A 17,265-nucleotide genomic window follows, 5' to 3' on the forward strand; every position below is an offset into this window, starting at 1 on the left:
CATTCTTTTGATCTATGCTAGAATTTTAGTAGGAACAATAGTTGGGACTTTATGATGAAGCGAATTCTTCTTTTTTTATTTTTTATTTTTACTGCACTTTCCACTCAAGCCGGTCTTTTTGATAAGAAACCGGCTTTCTTACCTGTGGATGACGCTTTTCAATTTTCAGCTGCAAAAAGCGAGAATCAAGAAAATGTGATCGTTAATTGGTCGATAGCAGAAGGGTATTATCTCTATCAAGAGAAAATTTCTGTGAAGCTCAACCATGAGGAAACCTCATCATTTGATGTACCGACATTTTCTATTTCACCTGAAGATTATAACGATCCTTATTTTGGCTTAATGAAGATTTTCAAAAAGCCCGTGCAAGCTATTTTTAAAGCAAGCCACCCGCCATTAAAAGCCGAAGATGTGGTTGAAATTGCTTACCAAGGTTGTACATCGGGCTTTTGTTATCCGCCTGAAGTGAAAGAAATCAAAGTGGCGGATTTGCCGGTTGCACAGATCGCCAATACTGAAAAAACATCAGAAAAATCGACCGCTCTTTCCGCACAACCTAAAGCAGAGCAAGATCGTTTAGCGGAAAGCTTATTTAATAACAAATATGCCGTATTTGGCTTTTTCTTATTGGGCTTAGGTTTGGCTTTTACCCCTTGTGTGTTGCCAATGCTGCCGTTACTTTCAGCGATAGTAATTGGTCAAAATCAACGTCCTAATATGTGGCGTGCCTTTGCATTAAGTTTTGTGTATGTACAGGGGATGGCGCTGACTTACACCTTGTTAGGCTTAATTGTGGCGGCAATTGGTTTGCCATTCCAAGTAGCGTTGCAACATCCTTACGTGATGATTGGCTTATCAATCATCTTTGTCTTGTTAGCGTTGTCGATGTTCGGTGTATTTACCTTACAGCTCCCAAGTTCCTTACAAACAAAACTGTCTTTACTTAGCCAACAGCAAAAAGCTGGAGCCTTTGGTGGCGTGTTCTTAATGGGGATGATTGCGGGGCTTGTGGCTTCACCTTGCACATCAGCACCGCTTTCTGGCGCATTGCTTTATGTGGCGCAGAGTGGGGATTTATTCACTGGCGCGATCACGCTTTATTTGCTTGCGTTGGGCATGGGCGTACCGCTGATTTTAATCACGTTATTTGGGAATAAAATCCTGCCTAAATCAGGCATGTGGATGGAAACCGTTAAAAAGCTCTTTGGCTTTGTGATGCTCGCGTTACCAGTATTCTTAATTTCTCGTATTTTGCCGGATGAATGGACACCAAGATTATGGGCGATGCTGGGTACTGCATTTTTCATTTGGTTTGCTTTCCAAATGCCAAAAAATGGCACAGGTTGGGTATTCCGAATTTTCTTTTTAGTGGCAGCTATGATTAGTGTTAAACCGCTTCAAGCTTGGGTTTGGGGTGAAGGCTCAGTACCAAGTGCGGTCGAAAATAAAGCCGTTTCTCATGTTGAATTTAAGAAAGTGGGAAGCGAAGCTGAATTGCAACAAGCACTGTCAGAAAATAACAAATCGCTTGTGATGCTCGATCTTTATGCGGATTGGTGTGTGGCTTGTAAAGAGTTTGAAAAAGAAACATTTAGTGATCCTAGTGTCCAAAAAGCCTTTGGTGACATGCTGCTTCTTCAAGTCGATATGACAAAAAACTCCGAAGAAAACCGCGCTTTAATGGCAAAATATAAAGTGTTAGGTTTACCGACTATTTTGTTCTTTAACCGAGATGGAAAAGAAATTGAGGGGAGTCGTGTTAACGGATTTATGCCACCTGTTGAATTTTTACAATGGATTGAGAAAATCAGTAAAGCGTAAAATTATTTCCTAATAGTAAAAAGTCCTTTTCGATTTGAGGTATTGTTTGGCTTTGAGTTAATCATTAATATACACCCCGTTCTCAAATTACTTTTTATTAGGAAAACTTTATGAAAAATTTAGAAAAATACTCTCCGTATGTTTTAGCTTTATTACGTATCATCGCCGCGTATATGTTTATCTTGCACGGTACAGCGAAATTCTGGGAATTCCCAATTTCGATGACGGGCGGTAACGGCGCAGTGGGCGATCCAATGATGATCGTCGGTGGAGTAATCGAGATTGTTGGTTCAATCCTATTAATTTTAGGCTTATTTGTTCGCCCGGCGGCATTTATCCTTTCGGGTCAAATGGCTTATGCATATTTCTTTATGCACGTTGCAGGTAAAGGGAATTTATTCTTCCCAATCGCGAACGGTGGTGAGCTAGCTTTACTTTACTCTCTCGTGTTCTTCTATTTTGTGTTTGCGGGTGCCGGTGCATTTTCTTTAGATAACCGCAAACGCTAATCACATTATTCACACTGTTAGGTTGCCCGCATTTTGCGGGCTTTTTTGTTTTTTAAACCTCCTAATAAGCAGTCGAACGTTGAAGTGCGCTTACCAGGAAAATTTTTTCTACATAAACGCAAACGTTTGCGTTATAATTCCCCGCGCTTATTTTTAACCATTTAATTAAAGGAAAATGTAATGACAGATCGTCCAATTCGTCAGGCTTTACTGAGTGTTTCTGATAAAACCGGTATCGTAGAATTTGCTCAAGGCTTAGTACAGCGAGGTGTAAAACTACTTTCCACAGGTGGTACTGCAAAATTGTTGGAGCAACATGGTTTGCCGGTGACTGAAGTATCTGATTATACGGGGTTCCCAGAAATGATGGACGGTCGTGTGAAAACCTTACATCCAAAAGTGCATGGCGGGATTCTTGGCCGTCGTGGTACAGATGACGCTATCATGCAGCAACATGGCATCGAAGGCATTGATATGGTCGTCGTGAATTTATATCCATTTGCCGCTACCGTGGCTAAACCGGATTGCACCTTGTCTGATGCGGTAGAAAATATCGATATCGGTGGACCAACCATGGTGCGTTCTGCCGCGAAAAACCATAAAGATGTGGCGATCGTAGTGAATAATCATGATTTTAACGCCATTCTTGCGGAAATGGATAAACACCACAACAGCCTAACACTTGAAACTCGTTTTGACCTTGCGATTAAAGCATTTGAACATACCGCTCAATATGATTCTATGATTGCCAACTATTTTGGACAAATGGTGAAACCATATCATGTTGCAGAGGAAGAAGACGCGAATGCGAAGTGCGGTCAATTCCCACGTACTTTAAACCTTAACTTCGTGCGTAAACAAACTATGCGTTACGGCGAAAACTCTCATCAAAATGCAGCTTTCTACGTTGATTTAAATGTGAAAGAAGCGAGCGTAGCCACCGCTCATCAATTACAAGGTAAAGCCTTGTCTTACAATAATATTGCTGACACCGATGCAGCACTTGAATGCGTGAAAGAATTTGATGAGCCAGCTTGTGTGATCGTTAAACACGCTAATCCATGCGGCGTGGCTTTAGGTAAAGATATTTTAGACGCCTATAATCGCGCTTACCAAACCGATCCAACTTCTGCATTTGGCGGCATTATTGCTTTCAACCGTGAATTAGACGAAAAAACTGCGAGTGAAATTGTGGAGCGCCAATTCGTTGAAGTGATTATTGCACCGAAAGTTTCTGCTGAAGCGCAAGATGTAGTGAAACGTAAGAAAAATGTTCGTTTGCTTGAATGCGGTGAATGGACCTCTCGTTCTGAACGTTTAGATTTCAAACGTGTAAACGGCGGTTTATTGGTACAAGATGCGGACTTAGGCATGGTTGGTGTGGATGATTTAAAAGTGGTGAGTAAACGTCAGCCAACTGAACAAGAATTAAAAGACTTATTGTTCTGCTGGAAGGTTGCGAAGTTCGTGAAATCCAATGCCATTGTTTACGCTAAAGACAATCAAACTATCGGCATTGGTGCAGGCCAAATGAGCCGCGTATATTCTGCGAAGATTGCGGGTATTAAGGCTCAGGATGAAGGTTTAACTGTAGCCGGTTGTGTAATGGCATCTGATGCGTTCTTCCCATTCCGTGACGGTATTGATGCAGCGGCGAAAGTAGGTATTCAATGTGTTATCCATCCGGGCGGTTCAATGCGCGATCAAGAAGTCATCGATGCAGCGGATGAACATAATATGGTGATGGTATTAACTGGAATGCGTCATTTTAGACATTAATTTATATCGTAACTTCGCTCAATAAGCGAATTACTTTTTTACTTATTCCTCCCCCCTCTTTCGTAAAGAGGGGGTTGGGGGGAGATTTAAACGATGCTAAATATACTATGAGGTTGAAATAACTTCTGCCAAATCTCCCCTACCCCTCTTTGCTAAAGAGGGGGTTAAATTCAAAAAGATACAAGGAGCATTATGAACATCCTCATCATTGGAAATGGCGGTCGTGAACACGCCTTGGCTTGGAAAGCAGCACAATCTCCATTAGCAGATAAAGTTTTTGTCGCACCGGGTAACGCAGGTACCGCATTGGAACACAAAGTAGAAAACGTGAATATTTCTGCAACAGATATCCCCGCATTAGTGAAATTTGCTCAAGATAAGCAAATTGGATTAACCATTGTTGGCCCTGAAGCACCATTAGTGATTGGGGTAGTTGATGCATTTCGTGAAGTTGGATTGAAAATTTTTGGTCCAACTAAAGCAGCAGCGCAATTGGAAGGCTCAAAGGCATTCACTAAAGATTTCCTCGCTCGTCACAAAATTCCAACGGCAGAATATCAAAACTTCACCGAAGTAGAACCTGCATTGGCGTACTTACGTGAAAAAGGTGCGCCAATTGTCGTAAAAGCGGATGGTTTGGCAGCGGGCAAAGGCGTAATTGTTGCAATGACATTGCAGGAAGCGGAAGAAGCTGTGCGTGATATGCTTTCTGGCAATGCCTTTGGTGAAGCGGGTAGCCGAGTGGTGATTGAAGAGTTTCTAGATGGTGAAGAAGCCAGCTTTATCGTCATGGTAGATGGTAAAAACGTCGAACCTATGGCAACTAGTCAAGACCATAAACGCGTGGGAGAAAACGACACTGGTTTGAATACCGGCGGTATGGGGGCGTATTCACCTGCACCAGTGGTGACACCAGAAATTCATGATCGCATTATGCGTGAAGTGATTTATCCAACGGTCAATGGTATGGCTGCGGAAGGCAATGTTTATACTGGCTTCCTATATGCAGGATTAATGATTATGCCGAATGGTCAGCCGAAAGTGATCGAATTTAACTGTCGTTTTGGCGATCCAGAAACCCAGCCGATCATGCTACGTCTTGAATCAGATCTGGTAGGATTTTGTCTTAAAGCTTGCGATGGTAAATTGGACGAAGTGAAATCCCAATGGAATCCAAAATCTTCTTTGGGTATTGTTTTGGCTGCTGAAGGCTATCCAGGTGATTATCGCAGGGGCGATGAAATCATCGGTTTGCCACAAAGTGCGGTCGAAAATGAGAAAGTTTTCTTAGCGGGCGTCGCAGAACAAGAAGGCAAGTTAGTCACGAACGGCGGTCGCGTGCTTTGTGTGACTGCGTTAGGCGAAAGTGTATTTGAAGCGCAACAAAAAGCCTTAAAACTCGCTGAGCAAATTCAATGGTCTGGACGTTTTTATCGTCGAGATATTGGCTATCGTGCTGTTGAACGTGAGCAGCAAAAATAACGACATTTAATGTTAAGGGATCGAATGGATTATAAAAATAAAGAATTATGTCGTCTTCGCACAATCAGTTTTTTTCTGACGTTACATAAAGATAAAACGCAATGGGAAGATGCCCTTTATTCGGTGAAACGTGATGTGGATTTGTTATTACCTGCTGTACAGAAAGCAGGTTATACCTTGCAATCGATTCGAGTGATTACCAATCCCTTTGGGGAATATTTGGATTTAACTAATTTGCAGACAGCAAAAGCAGATTTGCAGTATTTAACGGAGTTATTGAATAAATTTAATGAAAGTGGAATTCGTCTTCGATTTGCAATAGGTGCGGCGAGAAATAAAGAGGAAATTACGTTATTGCCAGAGTTAATCGCAGCTTATGGTGACTTGTGTAATGCTTGTGTCAATGTGCCATTAGATGAGAATGGCGTGTTAGATAATGAACTTATTGAGCAATCTGTTTATGCGGTACAAAAAATTGCAAATATCACACCACGTGGCGAAGGTAATTTTAACTTTACGGTGAATTTTAACTGCAAGCCATTTATTCCTTATTTCCCCGCCGGTTATCATCTAAGTCATTTACCAAACAGTTTTGTCATTGGTTTAGAAACACCCGATTTATTAGTCGAAGTATTAAAATCTGTACCAAAATCACCTCATAATCAATTTTATGCTGATTGTTATCAGGCTATGTCGCAAGCGCTGCAATATCATGTAGATCAAGTATTAGAAATGCTAAGTGCGGTCAAATTATCAGGTGAATTTGAATTTGCAGGTATCGATAGTTCGGCGGCTCCATCAAAAAATTGTGCATCCATGACAAAAATTTATGAATTAATGGGGTTGCCATATTTTGGTGCGGCTGGTTCAGTAGAAGTTTCTGCCTTACTGACAAAAGTGTTTAAATCAATCCAACATGTGCCATTGGTTGGGTTTTCCGGATTAATGTTGGCGGTGACGGAAGATTTAGGTTTAGCCGAAGGAACACAAAAACACTATTTTGATATTCGTGCTTTACTGACGTATAGCGCTGTATGTGGTATCGGTTTAGATACGGTTCCTGTGGCGGGAAATGCTAAGGCTGAAAGCATCGCGGCGATTATGCGTGATACGGGGACGATGGCATTTCGCTTAAATAAACCGCTAACTGTGCGTTTATTCCCCATTCCGAATAAGGTTGCTGGTGAAATATCAGAATTTGAGAGTGATGATTTATGTAACTGCCGCCTTTTACATATTCCGGATTAAATAAAAATTTCCCTACTTTGTTGTGATGAATGTTATCCCTACTGACAATAAAAGGAGTATCTTATGAGAAAGTTAATATTGGGTAGTTTTGTAGCAGTATTATTAACAGGTTGTGCTGGGACTTCAAATGTTTCACAAAGCTCAACGTTAGATGGCGAATGGATTTGTCATACTATCCCAACGAAAGATAAACAAACTTATGATCGTTTAGATCATTTTGTCTTGAAATCTGATGGAACAGGTGCCTTGCGAGGCATTTCCTACATTGAATTGGATCAAGAGACGACTATTCGTTATTTAACAAAAGGTAAGGTGAAATGGCAGAGCCAAAATAATGTCTTGAGTTTTGATTTTATCGATCGTGCTATGGTGCCGGCTCATAGTAAAAATGTGGCTAAAGTCATCAAGCAAAATAAAGCTTTACAAAAACAAGAAAAAGAACAGTTGGCTGCATTTTATAGTAAATCTGGTAATCATACGGATATGCCAATTGAGCTGAAACAAAATGGCAATCAACTTATTCTCGGTAAGGATTTTGAAACTTGCCGACGAGTGACAGAAAATGACAAGGACATTCAGTTATTGAATAAATGGTTTGTCAAGAAATAGAGTCGATAAAGAAAAACAAATACGATTTCAACCGCACTTTATTTTTTAAAGTGCGGGAATCTAATTAATAAAAGGAGAATTATGATGAGAAAATTAGTATTAAGTAGTTTTATCGCAGTATTGTTATCGGGATGTGCAACGGCACATCAACAAACAGAACAGGAAAAAGCTTTAGTCGGCGATTGGATTTGCCATGTAAAACCTGCAGCTAAATCCCCTTTACCTGTTGAGCATTTTGATTATGTCACCTATCACGCAGATCAAACTGTGCTTCTACGTGGTATTTCACAGATTGATACAAAAGAAGGCTGGATGCGTTATTTATTGCAAGCTAAAGCCAAATGGCAGGTAAATGACGGCAAGTTAAGTTATGACTTTACGGATCGTCTATTTAAAACTGCGCATTCACCACAAGTTGCGAAAATTATTGAACAATCTCCAGAATTTAAAGAATATGATAAGGAATTTGTTTCACCTTGTAATAACTGCGGTAATCATTTAGATATGAAGATTAAAATGAAAAGCCCAACAAGGATGACAAATTTTAATACTTATACGAAAGAAACCAGCCAATGCCATAAACTGGGTGCTGGCGAGAAAACAAAAGAAGTTAAACTAATTGAGAAATTAGTGAAAGAAAAAGGCTCGATTTAGATAAATGAATGTTTTTCATTGTAATAATGAAAAATATGATCGAAATTTTTGATTAAGTTTTTACTTGGAAACAGGTAAACTATACACAAATAATTCAAACAACGAGGAAAACACAATGTTTAAAAAAAGTATGAACATCGCTGATTACGATCCGGTTCTATGGCAAGCCATTCAGGGCGAAAATCGTCGTCAAGAAGAGCATATTGAGCTTATCGCATCTGAAAACTATGCGAGCCCACGCGTAATGGAAGCGCAAGGTTCACAGTTTACTAACAAGTATGCTGAAGGCTACCCTGGTAAACGTTACTACGGCGGTTGTGAGTACGCAGACATTGTCGAGCAGTTAGCGATTGATCGTGCTAAAGAGTTGTTTGGTGCGGATTATGTAAACGTACAACCACACTCAGGTTCACAAGCCAATGCGGCGGTATATGGTGCATTAATCAATGCTGGCGATACTATTTTAGGGATGGATTTAGCACACGGCGGGCACTTAACTCACGGGGCGAAAGTGAGCTTCTCCGGTAAAATCTATAATTCTGTACTTTATGGTATCACTGCTGATGGTTTAATCGACTATGAAGATGTGCGTCAAAAAGCATTAGAGCATAAACCAAAAATGATTGTGGCGGGTTTCTCTGCTTATTCTCAAGTTGTAGATTGGAAAAAAATGCGCGAAATCGCCGATGAAGTAGGCGCATATTTATTTGTGGATATGGCGCACGTTGCAGGTTTAATCGCAGCAGGTTTATATCCAAACCCATTACCATACGCACATGTTGTAACAACAACTACCCATAAAACCTTAGGTGGTCCACGTGGTGGGTTAATCCTTTCTTCCTGCGGTGATGAAGAGCTTTATAAACGCTTACAATCTTCTGTTTTCCCTGCAAACCAAGGTGGTCCATTAGTTCACATTATTGCGGCGAAAGCAGTATGTTTCAAAGAAGCATTAGAACCAGCTTATAAAGAATACCAAGCAAACGTAATTAAAAATGCGAAAGCAATGGTGGAAGTGTTTAAACAACGCGGTTATGACGTGGTTTCAAACGGTACAGAAAACCATTTATTCTTAGTGAGCTTCATCAAACAAGGCTTAACCGGTAAAGCGGCTGATGCTGCGTTAGGTAAAGCGAATATCACGGTGAATAAAAACTCAGTACCAAATGACCCACAAAAACCATTTGTGACCTCTGGTATTCGTGTTGGTACACCAGCGGTGACTCGTCGCGGCTTTAACGAACAAGACTGCCGTGAGTTAGCCGGCTGGATGTGTGATGTATTAGATGCATTAGGTAAAGAAAACGAAGAACAAGTGATTGCAGCAACCAAAGAAAAAGTATTGGCAATCTGCAAACGTCTTCCAGTTTACGCATAATGCTGATTCAGCTTTTATTTGTGATGTTAGCGGCGGTAAATATCGCCGCTTATTTTTTAATGTGGAAAGACAAAGTCCGCGCGGTTCGCCACGGTTGGCGAATTTCTGAAAATACCTTTTTTCTATTAAGCCTTCTTGGTGGGTTTATTGGCGTTTATTGCGGGATGAAACGCTTTCGTCATAAAACCAAACACTTTAGTTTTAAATTTGTTGTTATTCTCAGTGCCTTTATTTGGTTGATCTTAATGCCGTATTGGTATTTCTTTCTTGAATAATGTTGAGTACAGAATGACTTTCAGTAATAAAAAAGCCTAGAGAATATCTCTAGGCTTTTTAGTATGCGATTAGACTACTTAAAAATGAGGCGTCGATTTCGACTTTTCTTCACTTGTGAAAGTGTAATTAATCCCAACACAATGATATAGACAGCGAAAATAAATACCAACCATTGCACCATTGTGATGCCGAAAAGTGACCATTGGCTTTCATTACAGCTGCCTGTTGGATTGAACACTGCAGGTAGCCATTTATGGAATGGTAACGTTTCTGGAAAGTTTGGTATAAATTCACATTGTTTCCATGGCGCTGGGTTCATTTGTAAATCAAGGTGACGAATGGAAATCATTAATCCTTTGATTGCACTAAATAAACCCACAATAAGAGCAAGAATGCGGACAATAAGCGAACTAGGGGCTAAGGCACCGATAAAACCAGCAATAAATAACCCTACCATAGCTAAACGTTCGTAAACACAAAGTACGCAAGGTTGTAAACCCATTCCGTATTGAAAGTAAAGTGCGGTCGATTCTAAGGCAAATGCGGAAAATGCCAAAAAGATCCACGCTGAACGTTTAAGGGATAATTGCTTAAAAAAGTCGAGCATTCTTTCTCCTTATGCTTCATTAAATTGGAAGAATTAAGCCAAGGTTTGCAAGCCAAATCGTCATTCCTGGTAGGATAAATTCGATTGCAAGGAAACCAACTAGCGTTAATACGATAGTGTAAGGCAATGCCATGTAGACCATTCTACCATAAGAAAGTTTAATTAATGGCGCAAGTGATGATGTTAATAAGAACAAGAATGCTGCTTGACCGTTTGGTGTAGCGACAGAAGGTAAGTTTGTCCCTGTATTGATTGCTACCGCAAGTAATTCAAATTGGTGCGGTGCAATTGCGCCTGTCGCAAGGGCATGTTTCGCTTCATTGATATAAACTGTTGCTACGAATACGTTATCAGAAATCGCAGAAAGTAAACCATTGAAACCGTAGAATAATGCTAACTGTGTTTTCTCTTCTGAACTTAATACAAAGTGAATAATTGGCGCAAAGAGTTTTTGATCGATAATCACCGCAACGACAGAGAAAAATACGACTAATAATGCAGTGAAAGGTAAACTTTCTTGGAATGCTTTACCAATAGCATGTTCATCAGTTACACCAGTAAAGGTTGTTGCAAGGATAATCACACTTAAACCAATCATGCCTACAGCCGCTAAGTGGAAGGCTAAACCTAAGATCAACCAAACCGCGATAACTGCTTGGACAGAAAGGCGAATCTTATCTTGTTTAGACATTTTTTGTGCGTTTTCACGATCTAAATCCGCTAAGACTTGCCATACTTCTTCCGGTAGTTTTTCACCATAACCGAATAATTTAAATTTTTCGACTAAAATACAAGTGAGTAATCCGCAGATAAATACAGGGACTGTCACAGGAGCCATACGGAAGAAAAATTCAATGAAATTCCATTTAGCTTGTTCTGCAATGATTAAGTTTTGTGGCTCACCCACCATGGTCATTACACCACCGAGTGCGGTACCGACACCAGCATGCATCATTAAGCTACGTAAGAAAGAGCGGAATTTTTCGAGAGTTTCGTGATTTTTGATTTTGTTATCATCGGCAATATCAACCGCATCCTGTAGATTTTTCCCTGATGCCACTTTGTGATAAACCCCATAGAAACCCATGGCAACACTGATGATGACCGCCACAACAGTTAGTGCATCTAAGAAAGCTGAAAGAAATGCTGCACTAAAACAGAATGCTAAAGAGAGAACGATTTTAGAACGGATACGCACTAATAATTTGGTGAAGACATAAAGCAAAAGTTGCTTCATAAAATAAATGCCGGCGACCATGAAGATTAAAAGTAAAACCACTTCAAAGTTTGCCACGATCTCCGCTTTAACGTGTTCGGCATTCGTCATGCCAATGGCAATGGCTTCAAATGCTAATAAACCACCCGGTTGAAGAGGGTAGCATTTTAATGCCATGGCTAGCGTGAAAATAAACTCAGCCACGAGTAGCCAGCCTGCAAAAAATGGACTAACAAAAAAGAATAAAATCGGGTTAATTACCAAGAAGGCAATAATGGTTAATTTATACCAATCTGGACTTGCGCCCAGAAAGTTTTTCATGAATGCTTGTGTGTAAGTCATATCGAACTCCGTTTTTTTATAGTCTTGTCATTGTAATATATACAGCTTTAAAGGATAATAGACCAGTTAAAGATTTATTGAATAAATCACATTTTTTTGATCTTTTTAAGCTTTTTTTATATTTATTTTATATTTATGCAAACAGATAATACCCTTTTACGGGCACAAAGCCCAGCCGCTCTTGCCGAAGAATATATTGTTAGAAGTATTTGGGATAATGTATTTCCCGCAGGCACCAATCTTCCTTCTGAGCGTGATTTGGCTGATAAAATCGGCGTCACACGTACTACATTACGCGAAGTATTGCAGCGTTTGGCTCGTGATGGCTGGCTTACCATTCAACACGGCAAGCCGACAAAAGTCAATAATATTTGGGATACAGCTGGTCCAAGCATTATTGAAACCTTAATTACTTTAGATCGTCAAAGTGCGCCATTAATCATTGAAAATATGCTTTCATTGCGTAGTCGTATGTCTGAATCTTATATTTATGAAGCTGTCAAAAATTCACCTAAAGCTTCAGTTGCTTTGTTTAAAGGGTTAGATTCATTAGAAAATACGGCAGAAAGCTATATGGAATTTGACTATGCATTATTCCGTCAATTTACAGTCATGGCTAATAAACCTTTCTATCGTTTAATTTTTAATAGTTTACGTGGGGTTTATCATAAAATTGGTTTATTGTTTTTCAGCGAAGAAAAACATCGCCAAGTCACGCATGATTTCTATGTTGAATTGCGCGATATTTGTGAAAGTGGTCAATCCGATTTAGTGGTAGGTTGTATTCGTAAACACAAGCAAGTGACTTCCGCTTATTGGCGAACCATTTTAGAAAGCTTGCCAAAAGATTTAGCAACAGAATAATATTAAAAGTGCGGTTGAAAATGACCGCACTTTTTCCTTATATCAAAGACTCAATATTATGCGTATTCCAAGAATTTATCATCCAGAATCCCTTAAAAATCAATCTACTTGCCAACTTTCAGAGGAGGCGGCTAATCACGTAGGGCGTGTACTTCGTATGACTGAAGGTGAGCAAATTGAATTATTTGATGGAAGTAATCATATTTATCCAGCAAAAATTATTGAAGCGAGCAAAAAAGCCGTTAAGGTGGAAATTCTTGGTTGTGAATTGAGTGATAAAGAGTCGAATTTATTGATTCACTTAGGGCAGGTTATTTCCCGTGGTGATCGAATGGAATTCACCATTCAGAAATCTGTAGAGTTAGGCGTTAACGTGATTACACCATTATGGTCAGAACGCTGTGGCGTGAAGCTAGACGGCGAACGCATGGATAAGAAAATTCAACAATGGCAAAAAATTGCTATTGCGGCTTGTGAACAATGTGGCCGTAACGTTGTGCCAGAAATTCGTCCGTTAATGAAATTACAAGATTGGTGTGCAGAGAATGATGGTGCATTGAAATTGAATTTACATCCAAGAGCCCAATATTCAATTAAAACCTTACCTTCAATTCCAAAAGAAGGGGTTCGTTTACTTATTGGTTCAGAAGGCGGTTTATCACCTCAAGAAATCGCACAAACTGAACAACAAGGATTTACTGAAATTTTATTAGGAAAGCGTGTGCTACGCACAGAAACGGCTTCTTTAGCAGCCATTAGTGCGTTACAAATTTGTTTTGGAGATTTGGGATAATGATGGATTTACAAGGGCAATTTTTAATTGCGATGCCACAGTTGGAGGATTATTTCCAAAATACCGTAGTGTATATGTGCGAGCATAATGAGCAAGGTTCGATGGGCTTAGTGATTAATCAGCCCACTGATTTAAGCATTGCTGAGCTATATTCAAAAATGAATTTTATGATGAAAAATGACCGCACTTTTAGCAATGAACTTGTACTTGCGGGTGGCCCGGTACATTCTGAGCGTGGTTTTATTCTGCATAAGAAAGCCGCGAAAGAATTTGAGCATAGTTATAAAATTACTGATGAGATGTATCTCACCACATCAGCAGATATTGTGGAAACCTTTGGTTCAGAGGATGCACCCGAAAAATATCTTGTTGCTCTCGGTTGTGCAAGTTGGACAGCCGGACAGCTAGAACAAGAGATAGCATATAATGCGTGGTTAGTGGCACCTGCTTCAGACACCATTTTATTTGAAACTATTTATGAAGATCGTTATCCTGCCGCGAATCAATTATTAGGGATTAATCCTCATAATTTTGTTTTTTCACAAGTAGGGCATAGTTAATGGGCATCACGGCAATCGCGTTTGATTTTGGCACAAAAAGTATCGGTTGTGCGGTTGGGCAAAGTATTACGGGTACAGCGCAAGCCTTGCCTGCATTTAAAGCCCAAGATGGGATTCCCAATTGGGATGCTATTGAAAAATGTTTAAAGGATTGGAAACCCGATATCATTGTAGTGGGATTACCTTTAAATATGGATGGAACCGAGCAAGATTTAACACTTCGTGCGAAAAAATTTGCCAATCGCTTAAATGGTCGTTTCGGTATTAAAGTAGAACTGCAAGATGAGCGCTTAACGACGGTTTCTGCACGCGATGAAATTTTCCAGCGTGGCGGTTATCGTGCTCTCAATAAAGGCAAAGTCGATGGGATCTCTGCTTGCTTGATTTTAGAAAGTTGGTTCGAAAACTATTCAGAATAAGCCAAAAATAAACCGCACTTTAAGGTGCGGTTTGTTGTATTTATGAGTTTATTTTTTTATCCAAATCAGACTCGCCATTCTTCCTGTTTTGCTATCTCGACGATAGGAAAAGAAGCTCTCTTTTTCAGTGAATGTGCAATACTCCCCACCGTAAATTTGGGTAATACCTAATTTATTGAGGCGTTGTGTAGCGATTTGATAAAGATTGCCGAGGTATTTTCCTGCCACATTCGGATCTGGTCGAAAAGCCGTTTCTGCAATCGGGTCAAAAGCCATAAATTGCTCAATCACTTCTTTGCCAACTTGGAATGCATTAGGGCCGATAGCAGGCCCAAACCACGTAATAATCTCTTCGGGGGCAGATTGGAAACATTTCACTGTTTCTTCTAACACCCCATCACAGAGTCCGCGCCAGCCCGCATGGGCTGCAGCCACCTCAGTGCCTTGTTTATTGGTGAATAAAACTGGCAAACAATCAGCTGTCATCACCAAACATACTTGGTTAGGGTGATTGGTGTAAACCGCATCAGCCTCTAAATTATTGCCCTCATAAGGCACCGTGATTACACGAGTACTGTGTGTTTGGGTTAAAAATAACGGAAAGTGTGGCAGATTAAATTTTTCGACCAATAAAGTGCGGTTAGTTTTGACCGCACTTTTATCATCTTCGACATGATCGCCTAAATTGAAACTCTCGAAAGGCGGCAGGCTTACACCACCTTCTCTTGTGGTTGTAAAAGCTTGAATATGTGGCGGAACAGTCCAGTTTGGAGCAATGGTTCTCATCTTAATAATCCAATTCGTCTTTGTGTTCGAGGTAATCCGCTTTTAAGGCATGCAGTAATTCAACAAAGTCATCTGGCAATGGAGCATACCATTCCATCATTTCACCTGTAATTGGGTGAGCTAAACGCAACATAACCGCATGTAAGGCTTGGCGTTTAAAATTACGCAGAACCTCATTGAAGGCTTCGCTTGCATTTTTAGGTGGGCGAGGACGACCTCCGTAAGTTTGATCACCTAATAATGGATGCGCAATATGTGCCATGTGCACACGAATTTGGTGAGTTCGACCGGTTTCTAAACGTAAGCGTAAACGCGTGTAATTACGGAAATTTTCCATAATGCGGTAGTGCGTCACAGCGGGTTTACCCATTGGGTGAACCGCCATCAATGTGCGTTTTGTCGCGTGGCGAGCCATTGGTTGGTCTACGGTTCCACCTTTGGTCATAATGCCACTGGCGACGGCTTCGTATTCACGAGTGATCTTGCGTTTTTGCAAGTCACGCACGAGTTTCGTTTGTGCAGGAATCGTTTTAGCAACAACCATGAGACCCGTTGTGTCTTTATCTAAACGATGCACAATTCCTGCGCGCGGTACTTCGGCAATAGGTGGATAGTGATAGAGTAGTGCATTAAGTACCGTGCCATCCGGATTGCCTGCACCAGGGTGGACGACGAGATCTTTAGGTTTGTTAATCACGATAATATCGTCATCTTCATAAACGATATTGAGTGGAATATTTTGTGGCTCAAAACGGTTTTCATCTTCCACTTCTACCGAAATCTCAATTTGCTCTCCGCCATAAACTTTTGCACGTGGAATATCGGCAATTTCACCGTTCATTTTTACCTGTTTTGCTTCAATCCAGGTTTTTAAACGCGAACGGGAATATTCTGGGAACAACTCTGCGAGGGTTTGGTCTAAACGCTGTCCCATTTGTTCGGGCTGAATTTCAGCCGTTAAGGTCATTTGTGGCATAAAAAATCCATCTAAAAATTTAAAAAGTTGGCTTATTGTGTAATGTTCTATACAATATTCGTTAATTGTAACTTATTTATTGATTTTCGTAAAAATTAAGGAAAAAAGAATGCGTAAAATAAAATCTCTTGCACTTATTGCATTGACCTCATTCGCGATTGCAGCTTGTAGCAGTGGTAATAAAGAAGTGGAACAAGCTTCTGTTGATGATCTTTATGCAAAAGGGGCCGCAGCATTGCAAGAAGGAAGCTATTCTGACTCGATTCGTTATTTAAAAGCAGCAACAGAGCGTTTCCCTGGTAGTACTTACCAAGAGCAAGCAATGCTTGATTTAATTTATGCAAACTATAAAACGCAAGATTACACCGCAACGTTGGTAACTGTAGATAACTACTTACACCAATTCCCACAAAGTCCAAACCGTGACTATGCAGTGTATATGGCGGGTTTAACTAACTTGGCAACGGCTGATAACATGATTCAAGACTTCTTTGGTATCGATCGTGCAACGCGTGAAACTACTTCAATGAAAACGGCGTTTTCAAACTTCCAAAGCTTAGTGCGTGCGTTCCCAAATAGCCCATATTCACAAGATGCAGTAGCACGTATGGCATACATCAAAGATTCATTAGCTCGTCATGAATTAGAAATTGCAAAATTCTATGCAAAACGTGATGCATGGGTAGCTGTAGCAAACCGTGTAGTGGGTATGTTACAACAATATCCAGATGCCAAAGCGACTTACGAAGGTTTATTCTTAATGAAAGAAGCCTATGAAAAAATGGGTTTACAACAATTAGCGAGTCAAACTCAACAAGTCATCGATGCGAATAAAGATAAACAATTTGCGGACGTGAAAAAACCGGAAGAGTCTGATTTAATTCAACCGGTTAAAAAATAATCCCGTCCCTTGTGGGACGTGCTTGAATAAGCAAAATTATTCAAA

18 protein-coding genes are annotated in these 17,265 nt (G+C 40.2%); 14 read left to right on the forward strand and 4 right to left on the reverse strand.

Going from position 1 to position 17,265, the window contains the following annotated elements; all coding sequences use genetic code 11:
• Positions 1-54 precede the first annotated feature (54 nt).
• The 9 genes from HMPREF3279_RS08995 (at position 55) to HMPREF3279_RS09035 (ending at position 9,755) form a co-directional block, all read left to right on the forward strand.
• On the forward strand, positions 55-1,821 hold the full coding sequence (locus HMPREF3279_RS08995; protein ID WP_070869045.1) for a protein-disulfide reductase DsbD: 1,767 nt from the start codon (positions 55-57) through the stop codon (positions 1,819-1,821).
• A gap of 110 nt (positions 1,822-1,931) precedes the next feature.
• On the forward strand, positions 1,932-2,330 hold the full coding sequence (locus HMPREF3279_RS09000) for a DoxX family protein (protein ID WP_014064111.1): 399 nt from the start codon (positions 1,932-1,934) through the stop codon (positions 2,328-2,330).
• Between the two features lie 180 nt (positions 2,331-2,510).
• Complete coding sequence (gene purH, locus HMPREF3279_RS09005; protein ID WP_070868938.1) at positions 2,511-4,109, forward strand: bifunctional phosphoribosylaminoimidazolecarboxamide formyltransferase/IMP cyclohydrolase; 1,599 nt, start codon at positions 2,511-2,513, stop codon at positions 4,107-4,109.
• A gap of 192 nt (positions 4,110-4,301) precedes the next feature.
• Positions 4,302-5,591 (forward strand): phosphoribosylamine--glycine ligase, encoded by a 1,290-nt coding sequence (purD, locus tag HMPREF3279_RS09010; RefSeq protein WP_070868939.1) that lies wholly within the window; start codon positions 4,302-4,304, stop codon positions 5,589-5,591.
• A gap of 24 nt (positions 5,592-5,615) precedes the next feature.
• A complete protein-coding gene (locus HMPREF3279_RS09015; protein ID WP_070868940.1) occupies positions 5,616-6,839 on the forward strand; it encodes a DUF711 family protein in 1,224 nt (407 codons plus the stop codon).
• Between the two features lie 63 nt (positions 6,840-6,902).
• Positions 6,903-7,448, forward strand: coding sequence for a hypothetical protein (locus tag HMPREF3279_RS09020; protein WP_070868941.1), 546 nt, complete (start codon positions 6,903-6,905; stop codon positions 7,446-7,448).
• A gap of 81 nt (positions 7,449-7,529) precedes the next feature.
• Positions 7,530-8,102, forward strand: coding sequence for a hypothetical protein (locus HMPREF3279_RS09025; RefSeq protein ID WP_257284417.1), 573 nt, complete (start codon positions 7,530-7,532; stop codon positions 8,100-8,102).
• A 115-nt stretch (positions 8,103-8,217) separates the two neighbouring features.
• Positions 8,218-9,480 (forward strand): serine hydroxymethyltransferase, encoded by a 1,263-nt coding sequence (gene glyA / locus HMPREF3279_RS09030; RefSeq protein WP_049364889.1) that lies wholly within the window; start codon positions 8,218-8,220, stop codon positions 9,478-9,480.
• Positions 9,480-9,755 (forward strand): DUF1294 domain-containing protein, encoded by a 276-nt coding sequence (locus HMPREF3279_RS09035; protein WP_049372809.1) that lies wholly within the window; start codon positions 9,480-9,482, stop codon positions 9,753-9,755. The genes glyA and HMPREF3279_RS09035 overlap by 1 nt, the downstream gene beginning before the upstream one ends.
• Positions 9,756-9,829: 74 nt before the next feature.
• On the opposite strand, the gene dsbB is transcribed toward HMPREF3279_RS09035, so the two are convergent.
• Both dsbB and nhaB read right to left on the reverse strand, forming a co-directional pair.
• Positions 9,830-10,363: a disulfide bond formation protein DsbB gene (gene dsbB, locus HMPREF3279_RS09040; RefSeq protein ID WP_070868943.1), complete on the reverse strand. Its 534-nt coding sequence runs from the start codon at positions 10,361-10,363 to the stop codon at positions 9,830-9,832.
• A 19-nt stretch (positions 10,364-10,382) separates the two neighbouring features.
• Complete coding sequence (nhaB, locus tag HMPREF3279_RS09045; protein ID WP_070582571.1) at positions 10,383-11,921, reverse strand: Na(+)/H(+) antiporter NhaB; 1,539 nt, start codon at positions 11,919-11,921, stop codon at positions 10,383-10,385.
• 135 nt (positions 11,922-12,056) lie between these two features.
• Here nhaB and fadR point away from each other — a divergent pair, with 135 nt between their 5' ends.
• The 4 genes from fadR to ruvX are packed head-to-tail and all read left to right on the forward strand — an operon-like array spanning position 12,057 to position 14,557.
• Entirely contained in the window at positions 12,057-12,785 is a 729-nt protein-coding gene (gene fadR / locus HMPREF3279_RS09050) for a fatty acid metabolism transcriptional regulator FadR (RefSeq protein WP_070868944.1), read from the forward strand.
• A 58-nt stretch (positions 12,786-12,843) separates the two neighbouring features.
• Positions 12,844-13,578 (forward strand): 16S rRNA (uracil(1498)-N(3))-methyltransferase, encoded by a 735-nt coding sequence (gene rsmE, locus HMPREF3279_RS09055; RefSeq protein ID WP_070582873.1) that lies wholly within the window; start codon positions 12,844-12,846, stop codon positions 13,576-13,578.
• Positions 13,578-14,138, forward strand: a complete 561-nt coding sequence (locus tag HMPREF3279_RS09060; protein ID WP_070868945.1) for a YqgE/AlgH family protein — start codon at positions 13,578-13,580, stop codon at positions 14,136-14,138. Before rsmE ends, HMPREF3279_RS09060 begins: the two co-directional genes overlap by 1 nt.
• The gene (gene ruvX, locus HMPREF3279_RS09065; protein ID WP_070868946.1) at positions 14,138-14,557 is read left to right on the forward strand and encodes a Holliday junction resolvase RuvX; all 420 of its coding nucleotides are present in this window, start codon (positions 14,138-14,140) and stop codon (positions 14,555-14,557) included. The genes HMPREF3279_RS09060 and ruvX overlap by 1 nt, the downstream gene beginning before the upstream one ends.
• A 48-nt stretch (positions 14,558-14,605) precedes the next feature.
• On the opposite strand, the gene pgeF is transcribed toward ruvX, so the two are convergent.
• Both pgeF and rluD read right to left on the reverse strand, forming a co-directional pair.
• A complete protein-coding gene (gene pgeF / locus HMPREF3279_RS09070) occupies positions 14,606-15,343 on the reverse strand; it encodes a peptidoglycan editing factor PgeF (RefSeq protein ID WP_070868947.1) in 738 nt (245 codons plus the stop codon).
• A gap of 1 nt (position 15,344) precedes the next feature.
• Positions 15,345-16,319 carry a 23S rRNA pseudouridine(1911/1915/1917) synthase RluD gene (rluD, locus tag HMPREF3279_RS09075; RefSeq protein ID WP_065243051.1) on the reverse strand — a complete coding sequence of 325 codons (975 nt, stop codon included), beginning with the start codon at positions 16,317-16,319 and terminating at the stop codon, positions 15,345-15,347.
• Between the two features lie 109 nt (positions 16,320-16,428).
• Here rluD and HMPREF3279_RS09080 point away from each other — a divergent pair, with 109 nt between their 5' ends.
• Positions 16,429-17,220 carry an outer membrane protein assembly factor BamD gene (locus HMPREF3279_RS09080; RefSeq protein WP_005697879.1) on the forward strand — a complete coding sequence of 264 codons (792 nt, stop codon included), beginning with the start codon at positions 16,429-16,431 and terminating at the stop codon, positions 17,218-17,220.
• Positions 17,221-17,265 lie beyond the last annotated feature (45 nt).

The sequence above is a fragment of the Haemophilus sp. HMSC71H05 genome (assembly GCF_001838635.1).
GTDB lineage: Bacteria > Pseudomonadota > Gammaproteobacteria > Enterobacterales > Pasteurellaceae > Haemophilus_D > Haemophilus_D parainfluenzae_R.